Origin of the sequence: Halorubrum sp. CBA1125, from assembly GCF_009742825.1 — an archaeon.
GTDB lineage: Archaea > Halobacteriota > Halobacteria > Halobacteriales > Haloferacaceae > Halorubrum.
Genome location: NZ_WPCE01000053.1, coordinates 1 through 15,870 on the forward strand (window position 1 = coordinate 1; position 15,870 = coordinate 15,870).

Genomic DNA, 15,870 nt, shown 5'->3' on the forward strand with positions numbered 1-15,870 from the left:
TCGCGGTCGGCGCCGGCGACGTCGGGTTCGCGTTCGACCCGGCCGCGATCCGCGTCGACGCGGGCACGACCGTCGTCTGGGAGTGGACCGGCGAGGGCGGCGCGCACAACGTCGTCTCCGCCGAGGGGTCGAACAGCCAGTTCGACAGCGGCCAGCAGGTCGAAGAACAGGGACACACTTTCGAACAGACGTTCGACAGCGCCGGGATCGAGCTGTACTACTGTACCCCCCACCGGGCGAACGGGATGCTCGGGGCGATCGAAGTCGTCGAGGGCTGAGGCGACGATATGTCACCATCCCCCTGCTTTTCGTCCGCCTGCCTGCCTCCTCTCTCCTCCCGTCTGCGGCTACGGCAGGTGTGACCAACGGACGTCGACGAGCCGGTCGTGTTCCGTCGTGACTGTCGGACTCGCGAGATGATCGTTGGCGTTGACGCCCGCGTCGGCCAGGTGCGCGAGCGCCGTCTCGAGCGAGCGGTCGGAGCGCTCGACCGACGGGTCACGGACGTAGGGCGCGTCGATCGGATCGTCCCGCGAGTTCGTCGTCTCGATCGCGTCCGTGAGGGCCGTCCCGAAGGCGTGTGGCGGCTGGTGGAACCGCCACTCGCCGACCGCGAGGAAGAGCCAGACGTCGCCGTCGATCGCGTGGTACTCGCCGGTGACGAGCGAGGGATCGTGTGCGACGACGCGGGACAACACGGCCGTCTTCGTGCGATACAGCGCGTCCTTCCGCGCCGATCGGACGTTGCTCTCGGTGACGTCGCCGCGCTCGTAGGCGGCGGTCGCCTCGTCGGCGAGCTGCTTTGCGACTTTGTTGACGACGTACAGCGATTCGAGCAGGTCGTCGGTCGGTTCCAGCGAGTCCACGGTGAGATCGGTCGGAGCTGCGACCGGCCACAACTCAACGCCTGGCGCCGATATGCGTTTCGGGATCCACGATCGACGCCGACTGGCCCCCGAACGGTGTCGACTGCCCCCCGGATGGTTACTTCTTTAAGCGCGCGGACGAAGGAGTCGCCAAACAATGTCGTCCGACTCCCTGAAGCTGTACTCGGCGATATACGTCGCGCTCCTGATCGCAGCGGGGCTGAACTTCGTTCTCTTCGAGTCCGCGTTCCTCGACTTCACGTACTCTCAGGCGGTTGCCGGGACGCTGGTGATTGCGACGGTGAAGACGCTGCTCATCGTCGCGTACTTCCAGCACCTCAAGTGGGAGCGGCGCTCGCTGACGTACCTGATGGCGCTGGCGCTGGCGCTCACGCTGCTGTTGATGGCGGCCGCGACGTACTCCATCTCTTGACATCCTCCCCGCGCTGAAGCGCGAGGCTTTCTCCTTGATTCTCCGTAACCCCGTCGTCGGCCCCGCCGGCGTCGGCCGCCGCGCAGAACGTACCCCTTGCTGGTGCTTTTTTGTAGTCGCGATCGAATACGGTGGTATGGACCTACGAAACGCAACCGCCGCCGACGTCGACGAGATCCGAACGGTCGCCCGTGAGTCGCTCGTCGCCTCCTACGGGCACGCCGTGGACCGTGACGTGCTCGACGAGGCGGTCGACGAGTGGTACGACGCCGCCGACCTCGGCGACGACATCGGCGGCGACGACGCGGTGTTCCCGGTCGCCGTCGTCGACGGCGTGGTCGTCGGGTTCGCGGAGAGCTACGTCGTCGGCCGGCGCGAGCGAGTCGGGGAGATCGACTGGCTCCACGTCCACCCCGATCACCGCGGATCCGGCATCGGCTCGGCGCTCCTCGAGCGCGTCGAGGCCGAGCTCCGCGACGCGGACGTCGACCGCATCGAGGGGCGCGTGCTCGCGGACAACGAGGCAGGAACCGCCTTCTACGACCGCGAGGGGTACGAACTCGTGGGCGAGCATCCCGTCGACATCGGCGGCAAGACGTTCGAGGAGCGCGAGTACCGCAAGCAGGTCGGACGGCTCACCGGCATCTCCGAGGCGACCTACGAGACCGACAACGGCGACACGGTTCACGTCGCGTTCGACGAGAGCGAGCGCGGCTCCGACGCTCCGTTTTACCTCGCCTACGTCGACCCGGACCAGACGCGACGCTACGGGTACCTCTGTGGCAACTGCGAGGGGACCAACATCGCCGTCGACACCATGGACCGGATGGAGTGTCGCGACTGCGGGAACCGCCGGAAACCCACGCGCTGGGACGCCGCGTACTGATCCCGTCGACACGTCGATACCGCTTTTTCGAACTCCCGATACGCCGGGACGGCGGCGAGACACGATCCGTCGGCACCCGAGTCGGCACTCGATCAGTCGTCAGAACGCGGACCGTCGCCGCGCCACCGGCGGTAGAGCAGGTAGCCGACGCCGAGGCCGATCACCCACGTGCCGACGCCGAACACCGCGAACCCGATTCCGGTGAGGAACTCTCCGAGCGGCACGCCGAACATACTGCGATTCGGCGTTTGGCACACATAAACGCTCCGAGCGAGCGTGGCGGCCGCGTGCCCTCGCCCCGCCTCGACTACGGTTCGGTCGGCCGCGTCGAGTCCGACCTGCGCCCCTCGCGAGCGCTCGCTGGCACGGAAAATCGAAGCAGGGAAACCGAAATCGGAAGACGGCGGCCCGCCGATCGACCCCTCAGAAGAGGTAGAACAGCGGGAACAGGAACACCCACACGATGTCGACGAAGTGCCAGTAGAGCCCGAAGTACTCCACCGGCCGCTCGTCGTCCATGTACGCGCCTTGGTACGCCCTGTAGAACAGGAACAGGGCGATCAGGAGGCCGCCGACCACGTGGACCCCGTGGAGCCCCGTCGTCACGTAGTAGATCGACGCCTGGATCGGGTCGCCGTGGGAGTTCGCCGCGATCGTCACGCCCACCTCGAAGATCTCGTGGTGCCACTCCCACATCTTGATCCCGAGGAAGGTGAATCCCAACAGGATCGTCGCGCCGAGCGACGCGAGCAGCCCCTTCCGGCTCTCCCGGTGGGCGGCCACGAGCGCCAAGATGACCGTGAACGACGAGGTGAGCAGCACGAACGTGTTGATCAGCCCCGGCAGCGATTCGGTCAGCGGCTCCCACGTGCGCCACCCGGCGTTGTACCGGATGAACACCGCCGCCGAGATGAACGCGCCGAAGACGATCACGTCCGACGCCAGGAAGAACCACATTCCCAGTTTCACCTTCTCGACGCCGTCGAACGGCCACCGCTCGGCGAACTCGGTGGGTGGCGCGTAGAAGTCCTCTAGTCCCCACCTCACGCCCGCCCAGATCAACCCGACCAGCCCGATCACCATCAACGCCGGGTAAACCGGGTTCGAGACCGTGATCGCGCTCGTGGCCACGGACTCCCCGAGCGTGACCGTTACGGAATCGCGGAACCCGGAGAGGCCGAGGAATAACACGCCGAGCGCCAGCGAGAGCGTGAGCGGCCAGATGCTCGCGTGGCTCGGATGCTTGTCCCAGTACGGGTACTCGCGGATGTGCGTCGAGTGGCTGTCGCCGCCGTCGGTGGCGGCGTCTCCATTCTCGTCGGTCTTCATCGCGGGGCCGCCGTCCGGCACGTAGTCTTTCACGAACTCCAGTTTCCCGGAGGCGTACGACGGCCGGTTCGGCCAGTTCTCGAGCGGCGGTGGGGACGGGACCGCCCACTCCGCGGTCCGGGTGTAATCCCACGGGTTGGGCCCGGCGTCGGGCCCGGAGACGAACGACTTCGCGAAGTTGTAGAACATGATGAAGAAGGAAAAGCCGAGCAGGAACGCGCCGATCGTCCCGATCTGGTGGTAGATCTGGAAGGCGGGGTTGTACTCGTACACCCGCCGCGGCGTCTCCCAGCCGAGGAACATCGAGGCGTACACCGCGTTGAACCCGATGAAGAAGAGGATGAAGTGAACCTTCCCGAGGAACTCGTCGTACATCTTCCCCGTCATCTTCGGGAACCAGTAGTACGCCCCGCCGAACAGGGCGGTCGCGCCGCCGAACATGACGTAGTGGAAGTGTGCGACGACCCAGTAGGTTCCGCGGAACTCGTAGTCGAGCACGATGGCGCCGAGGAACACCCCGGTGATGCCGCCGAGAATAAAGAGGAGCAGCGCGCCGAACGCGAACAGGAACGGCGTCGTGAACTGGATCCGCCCCTTGATCAGCGTGTAGATGAGCGAGAAGACGACCAGGTCGAACGGTAACGAGATCCCGATCGACGTCGCCATCATCAGCGTCTTGATCTCGAGGTTGATCGTCGTCAGGAACATGTGGTGCATCCACACGAGGAACGACTGTACCGAGATCAGACAGATAGCGATGATGACCCACTTCCGGCCGACGAGCCGCCGCCCGGAGAACGACTGGAACAGCTCCAACATCACGCCGAGCGCGGGGAAGAACACGATGTACACCTCGGGGTGACCGAAGAACCAGAACAGGTGGCCCCACAGCAGGGCTCCGCCCTCGGTCGCCGAGAAGTACACGCTCCCGAGCACGCGGTCAGAGGCCAGAATGAGCCCGACCGCGAGCAGCGCCGCGAACGCGAACAGCATCATCCAGACGGTCGCGAGCATCGACCAGGTGAACATCGGCATGTCCATGATGCCCATGCCCTCCGCACGCGAATGATGGATAGAGGTGAGGAAGTTAACCGTCGACGCCGTGATACCGATGACGAACATCGCGAGCGCGAGCACCGCGCCCGTCGACCCGATACTCGGCGTGTACATCGGGACGTTGAGCGGCGCGTACATCGTCCAGCCGGCGTTCAGCGTGCCGCCCTGGAAGAAGCTGATCCCCAACAGGACACCGGAGAGCAGGTACATCCAGTAGGAGAGCGCGTTCAGCCGCGGGAACGCGAGGTCGTCCGCCCCGATCTGCAGCGGCACGAAGTAGTTCGCGAATCCGAACCCGAACGGGGAGAGGAACCAGAACACCATGATCAGCCCGTGCGCGGTGACGGCCTCGTTGTACGCCAGCCCCGAGAGGATCTGGCTCGTCGGATCCCACAGCTGCACGCGGAGCAGCAGCGCGAGCACGCCGCCGAAGAGCAGGAAGAACAGCGCCGTGATCGTGTATAAGATCCCGATGTCCTTGTGGTTCGTCGTGACGAGCCACCGCTTGACGGAGGTCGTCGGCGGGAGTTCGCTCATGCGCCCACCTCTTCGACGGCGGCGCCGCCGAGGCTGGCGCTCGTGCCGTTGGCGCTTTCGTTGGCGCTGTCGGAGTCACTGTCGGTGCCCGCGTACCACTCCTCCCACTCGTCCTGTGGAATGACGGTGATCTGCCCCGTCATCGCGGAGTGACCGGCACCGCAGAGCTCGAAGCACTCGACCCTGTACGTCGCTTCGCCGCCCTGCGCTTCGACTTCCTCGGAACTCACGGAGAACCAGTTCTCGCTGTACTCTCCGGGGATAGCGTCGGATTTTATCCGTAACTCCGAGGATCCGAAGTTGTGCCACACGTCTCGTGATGTCACTCTGATGTCGATCCGGTGGTCGGCGGGAACGATCATCTCACCCGTCGTGGTGTGACCGTTCGGATACTCGTACTCCCAGCCGAACTGGTACCCTTCAACGAGGATCTCGATGTCGCCCTCGTCGCTCGTGTCCGGTCCGTCTTCGACGTAGAGGAGGATCCCGTACGCGTACACGACGAGGCTGATCACGACGATCGCGCTCAGCCCGAACGAGAGGAAGAGCTTCTTGGCTTTCGGACCGCCCTGTCCCGTCGGGAGCTCGCCCACGACCGGGGCGTCGAAGTCCTCGTCCGACCGGTCGCCGTCGTCGCGGTACTTGTACACGTTCCACAGCGTGTACGTGACCACGATGGTACCGATGAGGGTGCCGAGCGCGAGGAAGACGAAGAAGATCTCGTCGAAGACCTCCGCCTGTGCGCGCCAGTCGCTCCCTTGTTGTAGGATAACTGGATCTATCATGTTCGTCTCTCTGCTCTTGTCCCCTCCTTGGCGATGGCACACTTAGCTCTTGTGTAGCGGACCGATCGGCGGTTCGATCGCGACCGACACCGGCAACGATTTCGATGTCTCGATCGGCGGTAGGAACGGGGTCGAAGGACGCGCCGAATCGTTGGTCGAAGGCTATTTGTACACGCGAACGGACCGGAGAGATAACGAACACCCATGGTCTCACTCACGCTCGTGAGCACGGTACTGATGGGGCTGCTCGTCGTGGGCACGTTCCTCGCCGTCGCTCGGATCGGGACGCAGCGCAGCGCACCGGGGAGAGACGGTCCGCCCGATCGGTACGCGGCGATCGTCGAGGCCGGACGCAACGTCGCACAGGAGCCGACGGTCTGGGCGGTCGCGTTCATCGTCATCACGGTCGGACTCGGAGCGGTCACGCTGCTCGCGGTGGGGAACTTCGGCCTCCCCGAGGGACTCCCGAACACCCTGCTCACCGTCGTGTTCGCCGTCGTCGCGCTGCTGGTGGTCGGGTTCATCTTCCTCGGCGCGTACTTCGGTGCGCGCGGCCGCGGACTCGGGAACGCACACGGCGTCGCCGCCGGCTCCTTCGCGGTCGGGCTGGCGTTCCTGGTCCTCATCGTGGCGCAGTTGGTCGTCGGCGTTCTCGGTTGACGGGCTCTTCGCGCCGAATCGCGAGGCTTTCTCCCTGACTCTCCGTAACTCGCCTCGGAGCCACGTTCTCGCTCTCGGAGCGTCCGTCTCGATCGCCGTATGCTACCGACGCTGCGGACCGCATTCGCTCGTCGATGGGTGACGAGTCGCCGTTCGTGTTCACCGGCTCTGGAGGAGCGATTCAGCAGAGCGGTGCTGAGATTGGAACGGGTGCCGGTGGATCAGGCCACGGCGACGCCGTTGCGCGCGAGGAACTCGCTCGCGGCTTTGATCTCGACCGGGCTCCCGATGATTCGGGAACGGCCGTCCGCCTCGACGACGGTGACAGTGAACCGTTCGTGGATCCCGTCTCGGTGTCCGTCGAGGACGTGACACGGGAGGACGATCTGCGTGCTGTCACGGAGGCTCGACGGATCGGGCATTCAGTGTGCGAAACATCTCGTCCGTCTCGGATATAACCGTGTCGAAGTGTCTACACGAGAGGACGATCGAGCGGCCGGGTGGGTTCGAAGGATCGCGGAAACCGACGCGGCCGTGGGGCCGTGGGGACCGGGGGCGGCCGGGACGGGCGCTGCGACCGGAACGAACAGTTTTAACGAGTCGACCGGCCGACTGTACGGTAATGGGACTGGAAGAGGAGATCGAAGACCTCCGCGAGGAGATCGCCAACACGCCCTACAACAAGGCGACGGAGGCCCACATCGGGCGGCTGAAGGCGAAGCTCGCGGAAAAAAAGGAGAAACTGGAGAACCAGTCCTCCGCGGGCGGCGGCCACGGCTACGCGGTCGAGAAGCACGGCGACGCCACGGTCGCGCTCGTCGGCTTCCCGAGCGTCGGCAAGTCGACGCTGATCAACGCCCTCACCAACGCCGACAGCGAGGTCGGCTCCTACGAGTTCACGACGCTCGACGTCAATCCGGGCATGCTACAGTACCGCGGCGCGAACGTCCAGATCCTCGACGTGCCGGGGCTGATCGAGGGCGCCGCGGGCGGTCGCGGAGGCGGGAAGGAGGTGCTCTCGGTCGTCCGGACCGCGGACCTCGTCGTGTTCATGCTCTCCGTGTTCGAGATCGAACAGTACGACCGGCTCCGCGAGGAGCTGTACGACACGAACATCCGGCTCGACACGGAGCCGCCGAACATCAACATCCGGAAGACGCACAAAGACGGGATCGGCGTGACGATGAGCGACGACGTGAGCCTGGACGAGGACACCGTCAAGCAGGTGCTCCGCGAGTACGGCTACGTCAACGCCAAGGTCACCATTCCCCACGACCTCACGATCGACGAGCTGGTCGACGCCGTGATGGACAACCGCGTCTACCTCCCCTCGATGGTCACCGTCAACAAGGCTGACCTCATCGACAAGGACTACCTCCCGACCGTCAAAGAGGAGCTCCGGGAGCGCGACCTCGACCCCGACGACGTCATCTTCATCTCCGCCGAGGAGGAGCGCGGGCTCGACGGACTGAAAGAGCGGCTGTGGGAGGAGCTCGGGCTCATCCGGATCTACATGGACAAGCCGGGTCGCGGCGTCGACTACGAGGAGCCGCTGATCTTATTCGAGGGCGACACCGTCGGCGACGCCTGCGAGAAGATCGGCGGCGAGTTCGACGAGCGGTTCAAGTTCGCGCGGGTCTCCGGGCCGAGCGCGAAACACGACGACCAGCAGGTCGGCAAGGGCCACGAGCTCGCCGACGAGGACGTGCTCCGTATCGTCGCGCGGAAGTGAAATTGTGAGTTAATGTTGGCGGCGGATCGGTGACGAACACCTCCAAAGCCCCAGCCGGGAGGACTCGCGCGCCTTGTTGCGCGCCTCACTCGGTCGCTCACTGCGTTCGCTCCCTCGTTGCGGTGCTTACTGCGGCGTGCTTCGGCCTCCCGGCTGCCCCTTTGAGTCCCGCCCGACCGCGACCGCACCGCACCTCACGCCTCCCCAGCCTCGCCGTTCGCTCCGGGCTCCCTTCGGTCGCCCGTCGCTCACGGCGTCCCTCGCGGGCTGGCTCGCGGCCGCCGGGGGCGGCCGCTCGCAGGCGCGCCACCGCACCGTCGAGTTCAGATATATACTCACCTCCCCCTCCCCGTCCATCGCCCCGTCCGACCGAAAGGCGCTTTTCGCGGCGCTGCGACCCTCGCGTATGATCACGGTCGCGCTGGCGGGGAAGCCGAACGCCGGGAAGTCCACGTTCTACACCGCCGCGACGATGGCCGACGTCGACGTCGCGAACTACCCGTTCACGACGATCGACGCCAACCGCGGAGTGACCCACGTCCGCACCGAGTGTCCCTGTCTCGACCGCGAGGAGCGCTGCGGGAACGAGCGCTGTCGCGGCGGGAAGCGGTACGTCCCGGTCGAACTGCTCGACGTCGCCGGGCTGGTCCCGGGCGCCCACGAGGGAAAGGGGCTCGGCAACCAGTTCCTCGACGAGCTGACGAACGCGGACGTCGTGTTGAACGTCGTCGACGCCTCCGGGGCGACGAACGCCGAGGGCGAACCCGTCGAACCCGGGAGCCGCGACCCCCTCGACGACGTGGACTTCGTCGAAGAGGAGATGGACCTCTGGCTCGCGGGGATAATCGACCGCAACTGGGAGGGCGTCGAGCGCCAGTCGCGCTCGCCCGACTTCGACCTGGAGGCGGCGATCACCGACCTCCTGACGGGGTTCGGCGCGAGCGAGGTCGACGTGACGGCGGTCCTCCGCGACCTCTCGTACCCCGACGATCCGAAGGCGTGGACCGACGCCGACCGCGAGGCGCTGGCGCGGGCGGTCCGCCGCCGGACGAAACCGATCGTCGTCGTCGCGAACAAGATCGACGCCGCGCCCGCGGGCGCGATCGACCGTCTCCGCGAGGGGACCGACAAGCCGGTGGTGCCGGCGACCGCCGACGGCGAACTCGCCCTGCGCCGCGCCGCGGAGGCGGGCGTCGTCGACTACGACCCCGGCGACGCCGGGTTCGAGGTCGTGGGCGACGTCTCCGAGAGCCAGCGGGCCGGCCTCGACGCGATCCGCGACGCGACGAGCGAACACGGGGGGACCGGGGTGCAGACCGCGTTGAACGCGGCCGTCTACGACCTGCTTGACCGGATCACCGTGTACCCGGTCCAGGACGCCGCGAAGTGGACCGACGGGACGGGGAACGTCCTTCCTGACGCGTTCCTGCTCCCGTCCGGCGCGACGCCGCGGGACCTCGCGTACGCGGTCCACACCGACATCGGCGAGGGGTACCTCCACGCGGTCGACGCGCGGACGTCCCGGCGGATCGGCGAGGACCACGAGCTGAGCGAGGGTGACGTCGTGAAGATCGTCTCCACCGCGGGACCGTGACCCGCGGCGCTCAGGCGACGACGGCGCGCGGCGCTTCGGCGCCGTGAGCGGTGATCGACGGCAGGTCGTACACTCCGTGCGACCGACAGGCACATGCTGGTCGGCCGAGACGGGTGCGTAAGAGCGGCAATGCTGGAGCTCGAACACGACTTCCGGATCGTCGACACGCGCGCGACGCTCGACCCGGACGAGTCGTCGGTCGCCACGCACGGGCGCGACATCTCTCCCGAGCGACTGGAACGGGAGATGCTCCAGGCGGGTATCGTTCGTGCGGTCGCGAGCCCCGGGCAGCGCGCCGCCGGACGGAGTTACCTCCGCGCGAACAACGCGGTCGCGCGCCTGTCGATCGACCGCCCGTTCGTCGCGTTCGCCCGCCTCAACGGGCCGCGCGATCCGGGGAGCGGCCCGATGGCCGCGGTCCGGAACCTGCGGGCGGAGCGGGATGACCACCACGCGCGCCCGGACGACGTCGAGCAGTACTCCTACGACGACCGGTTCCACGGGTTCACCCTCGACCCGTACCGGGACGGGCTCCCCAACGAGGACGTCCTCGACCGGCTCGAAGCGGCGGATCTCCCGATCATCGTCCACGCCGGCAAGCGGTTTCCCCCGGTGGCGGTCGAACGCGAACTGCTCGAATACGACCTTCCGATCGTGCTCGCCAGCTTCGGGGGGTATCCCCTCGACGCCGACCTGATGAACCAAACGCTCGACCTCCTCGACGAGTACGACCGGCTCTACGTCGAGACGAGCGCCGTGCGCTACCGCGAGGTGCTCGAACGCGGGATCTTAGAACACCCCGACCGCGTGCTGTTCGGCTCCGGCGCCCCCGACGTCCACCCGAGCGTCGGCGTGATGGAGATGCTCACGCTCGATGTCTCCGAGGACCTGATGCGGCGAGTGCTCGCGAAGAACCCCACCCGGCTGGTGCCGGCGCTCGCGGAGGGCGCCGACGTGTGACCGGCGCCGAACCGAATCCCACTTGTCCCGCCGCCGACCGACGGCCATGAGAGACGCCGATGGCGACGGTGCCGTCGACGCCGGAGACGACGCCACGAGGGCCGGCGACGCGCGGCGCGGCGACGCCGACCGCCTCGTCGAGGTCGTGCGGGCCGCCGGCCACGAACACGTCACCGCCGAGCACCCGAGTACCTTCGAGTTCACGACCGACGACTGGCTCACGCCCGCGGGCGACTGTATCGTGGGGATCGAAGCCGATCGGACGCCCCGCGACTTCTCCTCCGAGTTCCGCGAAGCGTGCCGAGACGCGGACGCGACGATCGAAGCGACTCTCTCCGTCGACGCCGCCGACGGGACGCTCACGGAGACGATCACGGGCCGTGGCGACCCCGATCTCACCCTGCTCGACGACCGATCGATGGTGGGACGGACCAGCGACTACACCGACGACGAGCGGACGATCCTCGTCGACGCCGACGGCGCGGCCGCCGACCTCGACCGTGACCTCGTGGCCGCGCTGGCCGACGGGGCCCCGGTCACGCTGCGGCTGGCGGTCGATCCGCCGGTGTGACCGATCGGCGGGAAAATCGGGGGACAGCCGCGATCAGATCGGCAGCTCCGCGTCGGACCCGACCACGCGGTCGACCTCCTCCGGCGCGCGCCAGTCGGTCGTCCGCTCCAGCAGTTGGACGACGATCCGACCGGTCGCGCCCCAGACGGTGTAGCCGTCCACGTGGAAGTAGTGGATTCGGTGGTCGCCGTACTCCGGATGGTTCCGGCGCTCGGACTCGTAGTTCGCGGGGTCCGTCAGTTCGGCGACCGGTAGCACCGCCACCTCCGCGACCTCCGTCTCGTCCGGGACGTACTCGCGGTCGGGCGCGACGCCGACGAACGGGCGGATGGCGTAGTCGGTGCTGGTGTGCGTGTCGTCGATCCGGCCGACGACGTCGACTTCCTCGGGACGCATCCCGACCTCCTCGTTGGCCTCCCGGAGGGCGGTGTCGGTCAGGGTGCGGTCGACTGGCTCGCGCCCGCCGCCGGGGAAGCTCATCTGTCCGGGGTGTTCCCCGAGGTGCGGCGCGCGCTTCGTGAAGAGCAGGTGGGCCTCGCCGTCGCGCGCGATCACCGGCGCCAGCACGGCGGCCTGGTGTCGCCCGGAGCGCGTCTTCGGCTCGTGGCGGCGCAGCCCCGACAGGTCCATACCGGGGCGTTGGCGTCCGGACGGGGTTAACGTTTCTCCGCGTTCCGACGCTCCGAAACGACCGGTCGGAGGTCGACGAGCGTTCGGCGGCCGCGGTCGGACGAGCGCGTCGCGCGGCTTCGGACGTTTTAAGCCCGCGACACACGCGGATGGGGATAATGAGCGACGACGACCAGGAGCTCGGCATCACCGAGTCCAAGTCACACAACACCGGCGAGTGGTACGCCGAGGTCGTACAGAAGGCCGGGCTGGCGGACTACGGCCCGGAGGGCATGAGCGGGTTCATCGTCACCCGTCCCCGGGCGTACGCCGTCTGGGAGCGACTCCAGGGCTTTCTCGACGCGAAGTTCAAGGACACCGGCGTCCAGAACGCCTACTTCCCGATGTTCATCCCGGAGTCGTACCTCGAACGCGAGAAGGACATCGTCGAGGGATTCGACCCCGAGGTCGCGTGGGTGACCGAAGCCGGCACGAAGGAGCTCGAAGAGCGGCTCGCCGTCCGGCCGACCTCCGAGTCGATCATCACCCCGTACATCAGCCGGTGGGTCCGGAGCCACCGCGACCTCCCGCTGCGCGTGAACCAGTGGTGTTCGGTCGTCCGGTGGGAGGCGACCGAGACGAAGCCGTTCTTCCGCACGAAGGAGTTCCTCTGGCAGGAGGGCCACACCGCCCACGCCACGAGCGAGGACGCCTGGGACGAGACGCTCACCCGGCTCGAACAGTACGAGTCGGTCTACGAGGACCTGCTCGCGATACCCGTGTTAAAGGGCCAGAAGCCGGACCACGACAAGTTCCCCGGCGCGGACACGACGACGACCGTCGAGGCGCTGATGCCCGACGGCAAGTCGGTGCAGGGCGCCACGTCCCACCACCTCGGGCAGTCGTTCGCGGAGGCGTTCGACATCACCTTCTCGGACGAAAACGAGGAGGACCGGACCGCCCACACCACCTCGTGGGGGCTCTCGTGGCGCGCGCTCGGCGCGCTGATCATGACCCACTCGGACGAGCAGGGGCTCGTGCTCCCCCCGACCGTCGCGCCCGAGCAGGTCGTCGTCGTCCCCATCTGGCAGGAGGACACCAAAGAGGAGGTCCTCGCGTACGCCGAGGGGGTGGCCGACGACCTCGAAGCGGCGGGGATCCGCGTCGAACTCGACGACCGCGACGAGCGTAATCCCGGGTTCAAGTTCAACGAACACGAGCTGAACGGCGTCCCCCTCCGGATCGAGATCGGCCCCCACGAGGTCGACGACGACGAGCTCACCCTCGTCCACCGGCCCGACGGCGAGAGCGTCGTCGAGGACCGCGCGGAGGTCGCCGACACGGTCCGCGACCACTTCGACGAGATCTACGCGAAGCTGTACGCGGCCGCCGAGGACACCCTCGACGGGGCGGTCCGCGAGGCGGACGACCGCGCCGGGATCCTCGGCACCCTCGGCCAGCACGGCGGCTACGTGAAGACCCCGTGGTGTGGCGACGAGGCCTGCGAGGAGCCGATCAAAGAGCCGATGGCCGCCGAGATCGTGATGGTCCCGTTCGAGGACGACGACCCCCTCGTCGACGGCGACGGCGACGAGACCTGCGCGATCTGCGGCGAGGCGGCCGAGCGCACGGCCTACTTCGCGAAGTCGTACTGATCCACCGAGCGCAACGGTCGGTCCGGCGGTCCGCCCCGCCGTCTGCGACTTAATCGGCGTTGATCCGGGTTAACGGAGTCGCAGTTATATACGGACACGTCTCCAACCGTCGTCGTGATGAACCGAGGGATCGCGCTCGTCGTCGTGGTCGCCGTCGTCGGCCTCGTCGGAGTAGCCGCGGCCGGGCCGGCCGGTCCGGTCGGCTCGGTCGTCGCCCAGGAGGACCCGGCGACGAACGAGACAGGGACGCACGGAACGAACGAGAACGGGACGAGCGGCGCCGCGGACGGGATCAGTCCCGGTGAGCAGTTCGCCGGCGTGATCGGCGTCCAGCAGGCGGAGATCGACGGCGAGGTCGAATCGCGTTCGTTCGAGATCGCCCTCGAACGGGCCGACACCGCGAGTGAGCGCGCCGCGATCGTCGCGGAGCGGCTGAATCGGACCGAGGAGCGCCTCGCCGCGATCGAGCGGCGTCAAGAGACGCTCCGCGAGCGCCGCGAGGCGGGCGAGCTGAGCCAGGGCGCCTTCGCGGCGCGGATGGCCGAGACGAGCGCCCGAGCCGAGACCGTCCGGCGCGGCGCCAACCGGAGCGTCGACGTCGCCCGCGACCTGCCCGAGCAAGCCCGAGTCGAGCGCGGCCTCGACGAGGAGCGCCTGAACGCGTTGCGCGAGCGGGCCGGCGAGGTGAGCGGCCCCGAGGTCGCCGAACTCGCCCGGGGTATCGCCGGCCCCGGTGCCGGCGGCCCGCTCGCCGCCAACGCCAGCGGTCCGCCGAGAGGGCCGCCCGCCATCGGGGGTCCCCCGGGTCGTAACGGAACGGGAAAGGGCGGGCCGGGTGACGGACCGGGCGGCGTCCGCGGGCCGGGTGACGGACCGGGCGAAGTCGGCGGGCCGGGCGCGGTCGGGAACGTGACCGACGGAAGCGGCCCGAGCGCGTCGAACGGGACGAACGCCACGGGCACCGGACCGCAGCGTGACGGCGCAGAGGCGGACGGGTCCGCGAACGACGGCGCCGGCGACGCCGGGACTGACACTGACGGAAGGGACGCTGGAACGGACGCCGACGGAAGGGACGCTGGAGCCGACACCGACGGAACCGACGCTGGAGCGGACGCCAGTGGAAGGGACGGCGAAACGGATCCCGGCGGCGAAACTGACGGCGGAACCGACACCGACGGAGGCGACACTGTCCCTGGCCAGGGCGCTTCCGACGACGCCCCCGGTCGGGGTGGTCCGCCGTCAGGCGCGGAGGATGCGGTCGGCTCGATCCTGAGCGATGTGTGGCGAAGCGTCGCGGTGTCCGCCGCGCCGTGACGAGCTCGGCTCTCGTCCGCGTCGCGACGGACACGATCCCGCTTCGCATCGCGGCGGCCACACCGCCAAGATCGCTTCGACGGGCTCGACCGTCCCGGACGACGGCGAGGGCCGAAGCGTTCTGAGATGGGAAGCGATTTACCGGCCCCGCGAGAGCACTCGCCCGTGCAGCGAACGCTGTCCGTCCTCGTTCTCGCGACGCTCGCCGTCGGCCTCGTGGCCGCGGCTCCGGGCGGCGCCGCGGGGGCGTCCGGCGTGCCCCCGGTCGGATTCGAGCAGATGGACGTCGACCCCGACGACGTCCTGATCGAGACCGAAATCGAGCCCGACGGCGACGCGGTCTGGGAGGTCCAGTACCGCGTGCGGCTCGCGACCGACGAGGAGGAGCGGGCGTTCGAGGAGCTCCGAGCGGACGTCGAGTCCGACCCCGCCGCGTACACGGACCGGTTCAGCGAGCGGATGGCGTCGACCGCCGCCGCCGCGGAGAACGCGACCGGTCGCGAGATGACGGTGTCGAACACCACCGTGACCGCCGAGCGGCGGGAGCTCCCGCAGTCGTACGGCGTGCTCACCTACCGGTTCGAGTGGTCCAACTTCGCGGCGGTCGAGGACGATCGCCTCGTCGTCGGTGACGCCGTCGACGAGCTGTTCCTCGACGAGGACTCCTCGCTCATCGTCTCGTGGCCCGCCGACTACGGCGTCGCCGAGGTGTCGCCCGAGCCCACGGAGACCCGGGAGAACGCGGTCGTCTGGCGCGGACCGATCGACTTCACCGACGGTCAGCCTCGGATCACGCTGGAACCCGCTGGCGTCGCCGGCGTCTCCGCGACGCCGCTCCTCCTCGGCGGTCTGGCGTTGCTCGTCGCCGTCGCCGTCCTCGGCT

The 15,870-nt window shown here is 68.1% G+C and carries 17 protein-coding genes; 11 read left to right on the top strand and 6 right to left on the bottom strand.

Annotation, left to right across the window (positions count from 1 at the left end):
• Positions 1-278: halocyanin domain-containing protein (locus GJ633_RS06960; protein ID WP_156588227.1), on the top strand; the 278-nt coding region annotated here is incomplete at its 5' end.
• 69 nt (positions 279-347) lie between these two features.
• Here GJ633_RS06960 and GJ633_RS06965 read toward each other — a convergent pair.
• Entirely contained in the window at positions 348-866 is a 519-nt protein-coding gene (locus tag GJ633_RS06965) for a hypothetical protein (protein WP_321168946.1), read from the bottom strand.
• Between the two features lie 157 nt (positions 867-1,023).
• On the opposite strand from GJ633_RS06965, the gene GJ633_RS06970 reads away from it, so the two are divergent.
• Together GJ633_RS06970 and GJ633_RS06975 are read left to right on the top strand one after the other, a co-directional pair.
• Positions 1,024-1,299 carry a cytochrome C oxidase subunit IV family protein gene (locus GJ633_RS06970; protein WP_156588229.1) on the top strand — a complete coding sequence of 92 codons (276 nt, stop codon included), beginning with the start codon at positions 1,024-1,026 and terminating at the stop codon, positions 1,297-1,299.
• Positions 1,300-1,435: 136 nt separating this feature from the next.
• Complete coding sequence (locus GJ633_RS06975; RefSeq protein WP_156588230.1) at positions 1,436-2,185, top strand: GNAT family N-acetyltransferase; 750 nt, start codon at positions 1,436-1,438, stop codon at positions 2,183-2,185.
• A gap of 92 nt (positions 2,186-2,277) precedes the next feature.
• On the opposite strand, the gene GJ633_RS17085 is transcribed toward GJ633_RS06975, so the two are convergent.
• From GJ633_RS17085 to coxB, 3 genes are all read right to left on the bottom strand, one after another.
• Positions 2,278-2,418, bottom strand: a complete 141-nt coding sequence (locus GJ633_RS17085; protein WP_197431275.1) for a hypothetical protein — start codon at positions 2,416-2,418, stop codon at positions 2,278-2,280.
• Positions 2,419-2,608: 190 nt separating this feature from the next.
• Positions 2,609-5,107, bottom strand: a complete 2,499-nt coding sequence (locus GJ633_RS06980; protein ID WP_156588231.1) for a cbb3-type cytochrome c oxidase subunit I — start codon at positions 5,105-5,107, stop codon at positions 2,609-2,611.
• On the bottom strand, positions 5,104-5,892 hold the full coding sequence (gene coxB / locus GJ633_RS06985) for a cytochrome c oxidase subunit II (RefSeq protein WP_156588232.1): 789 nt from the start codon (positions 5,890-5,892) through the stop codon (positions 5,104-5,106). The genes GJ633_RS06980 and coxB overlap by 4 nt, the downstream gene beginning before the upstream one ends.
• Positions 5,893-6,096: 204 nt before the next feature.
• On the opposite strand from coxB, the gene GJ633_RS06990 reads away from it, so the two are divergent.
• Complete coding sequence (locus GJ633_RS06990; protein WP_156588233.1) at positions 6,097-6,552, top strand: hypothetical protein; 456 nt, start codon at positions 6,097-6,099, stop codon at positions 6,550-6,552.
• Between the two features lie 221 nt (positions 6,553-6,773).
• Here GJ633_RS06990 and GJ633_RS06995 read toward each other — a convergent pair whose 3' ends face one another.
• Positions 6,774-6,974, bottom strand: coding sequence for a hypothetical protein (locus GJ633_RS06995; RefSeq protein WP_156588234.1), 201 nt, complete (start codon positions 6,972-6,974; stop codon positions 6,774-6,776).
• A gap of 200 nt (positions 6,975-7,174) precedes the next feature.
• On the opposite strand from GJ633_RS06995, the gene GJ633_RS07000 reads away from it, so the two are divergent.
• From GJ633_RS07000 to GJ633_RS07015, 4 genes are all read left to right on the top strand, one after another.
• Positions 7,175-8,284, top strand: coding sequence for a GTP-binding protein (locus GJ633_RS07000; protein ID WP_156588235.1), 1,110 nt, complete (start codon positions 7,175-7,177; stop codon positions 8,282-8,284).
• A gap of 406 nt (positions 8,285-8,690) precedes the next feature.
• The gene (locus GJ633_RS07005) at positions 8,691-9,878 is read left to right on the top strand and encodes a redox-regulated ATPase YchF (protein WP_156588236.1); all 1,188 of its coding nucleotides are present in this window, start codon (positions 8,691-8,693) and stop codon (positions 9,876-9,878) included.
• Positions 9,879-10,007: 129 nt separating this feature from the next.
• The gene (locus GJ633_RS07010) at positions 10,008-10,838 is read left to right on the top strand and encodes an amidohydrolase family protein (RefSeq protein ID WP_156588237.1); all 831 of its coding nucleotides are present in this window, start codon (positions 10,008-10,010) and stop codon (positions 10,836-10,838) included.
• A 46-nt stretch (positions 10,839-10,884) separates the two neighbouring features.
• Positions 10,885-11,409 (top strand): DUF371 domain-containing protein, encoded by a 525-nt coding sequence (locus GJ633_RS07015; protein ID WP_156588238.1) that lies wholly within the window; start codon positions 10,885-10,887, stop codon positions 11,407-11,409.
• Positions 11,410-11,442: 33 nt separating this feature from the next.
• Here the strand turns inward: GJ633_RS07015 and GJ633_RS07020 are convergent, their stop codons facing one another.
• Positions 11,443-12,039 (bottom strand): CoA pyrophosphatase, encoded by a 597-nt coding sequence (locus tag GJ633_RS07020; protein WP_156588239.1) that lies wholly within the window; start codon positions 12,037-12,039, stop codon positions 11,443-11,445.
• A gap of 158 nt (positions 12,040-12,197) precedes the next feature.
• Here GJ633_RS07020 and proS point away from each other — a divergent pair, with 158 nt between their 5' ends.
• The 3 genes from proS to GJ633_RS07035 form a co-directional block, all read left to right on the top strand.
• Positions 12,198-13,673, top strand: coding sequence for a proline--tRNA ligase (gene proS / locus GJ633_RS07025; RefSeq protein ID WP_156588240.1), 1,476 nt, complete (start codon positions 12,198-12,200; stop codon positions 13,671-13,673).
• A gap of 117 nt (positions 13,674-13,790) precedes the next feature.
• On the top strand, positions 13,791-14,987 hold the full coding sequence (locus GJ633_RS07030) for a hypothetical protein (RefSeq protein WP_156588241.1): 1,197 nt from the start codon (positions 13,791-13,793) through the stop codon (positions 14,985-14,987).
• A gap of 165 nt (positions 14,988-15,152) precedes the next feature.
• Positions 15,153-15,870, top strand: a 718-nt coding sequence (locus GJ633_RS07035; protein ID WP_321168947.1) for a DUF4897 domain-containing protein, incomplete at its 3' end; no start/stop codon positions are given.

What these genes read in the sequence shown, in the direction of transcription:
- GJ633_RS06970 (WP_156588229.1), top strand. Translation starts at nt 1,024, where the DNA reads ATGTCGTCCGACTCCCTGAAGCTGTACTCGGCGATATACGTCGCGCTC.
- GJ633_RS06975 (WP_156588230.1), top strand. Translation starts at nt 1,436, where the DNA reads ATGGACCTACGAAACGCAACCGCCGCCGACGTCGACGAGATCCGAACG.
- GJ633_RS17085 (WP_197431275.1), bottom strand. Translation starts at nt 2,418, where the DNA reads ATGTTCGGCGTGCCGCTCGGAGAGTTCCTCACCGGAATCGGGTTCGCG.
- GJ633_RS06980 (WP_156588231.1), bottom strand. Translation starts at nt 5,107, where the DNA reads ATGAGCGAACTCCCGCCGACGACCTCCGTCAAGCGGTGGCTCGTCACG.
- coxB (WP_156588232.1), bottom strand. Translation starts at nt 5,892, where the DNA reads ATGATAGATCCAGTTATCCTACAACAAGGGAGCGACTGGCGCGCACAG.
- GJ633_RS06990 (WP_156588233.1), top strand. Translation starts at nt 6,097, where the DNA reads ATGGTCTCACTCACGCTCGTGAGCACGGTACTGATGGGGCTGCTCGTC.
- GJ633_RS06995 (WP_156588234.1), bottom strand. Translation starts at nt 6,974, where the DNA reads ATGCCCGATCCGTCGAGCCTCCGTGACAGCACGCAGATCGTCCTCCCG.
- GJ633_RS07000 (WP_156588235.1), top strand. Translation starts at nt 7,175, where the DNA reads ATGGGACTGGAAGAGGAGATCGAAGACCTCCGCGAGGAGATCGCCAAC.
- GJ633_RS07005 (WP_156588236.1), top strand. Translation starts at nt 8,691, where the DNA reads ATGATCACGGTCGCGCTGGCGGGGAAGCCGAACGCCGGGAAGTCCACG.
- GJ633_RS07010 (WP_156588237.1), top strand. Translation starts at nt 10,008, where the DNA reads ATGCTGGAGCTCGAACACGACTTCCGGATCGTCGACACGCGCGCGACG.
- GJ633_RS07015 (WP_156588238.1), top strand. Translation starts at nt 10,885, where the DNA reads ATGAGAGACGCCGATGGCGACGGTGCCGTCGACGCCGGAGACGACGCC.
- GJ633_RS07020 (WP_156588239.1), bottom strand. Translation starts at nt 12,039, where the DNA reads ATGGACCTGTCGGGGCTGCGCCGCCACGAGCCGAAGACGCGCTCCGGG.
- proS (WP_156588240.1), top strand. Translation starts at nt 12,198, where the DNA reads ATGAGCGACGACGACCAGGAGCTCGGCATCACCGAGTCCAAGTCACAC.
- GJ633_RS07030 (WP_156588241.1), top strand. Translation starts at nt 13,791, where the DNA reads ATGAACCGAGGGATCGCGCTCGTCGTCGTGGTCGCCGTCGTCGGCCTC.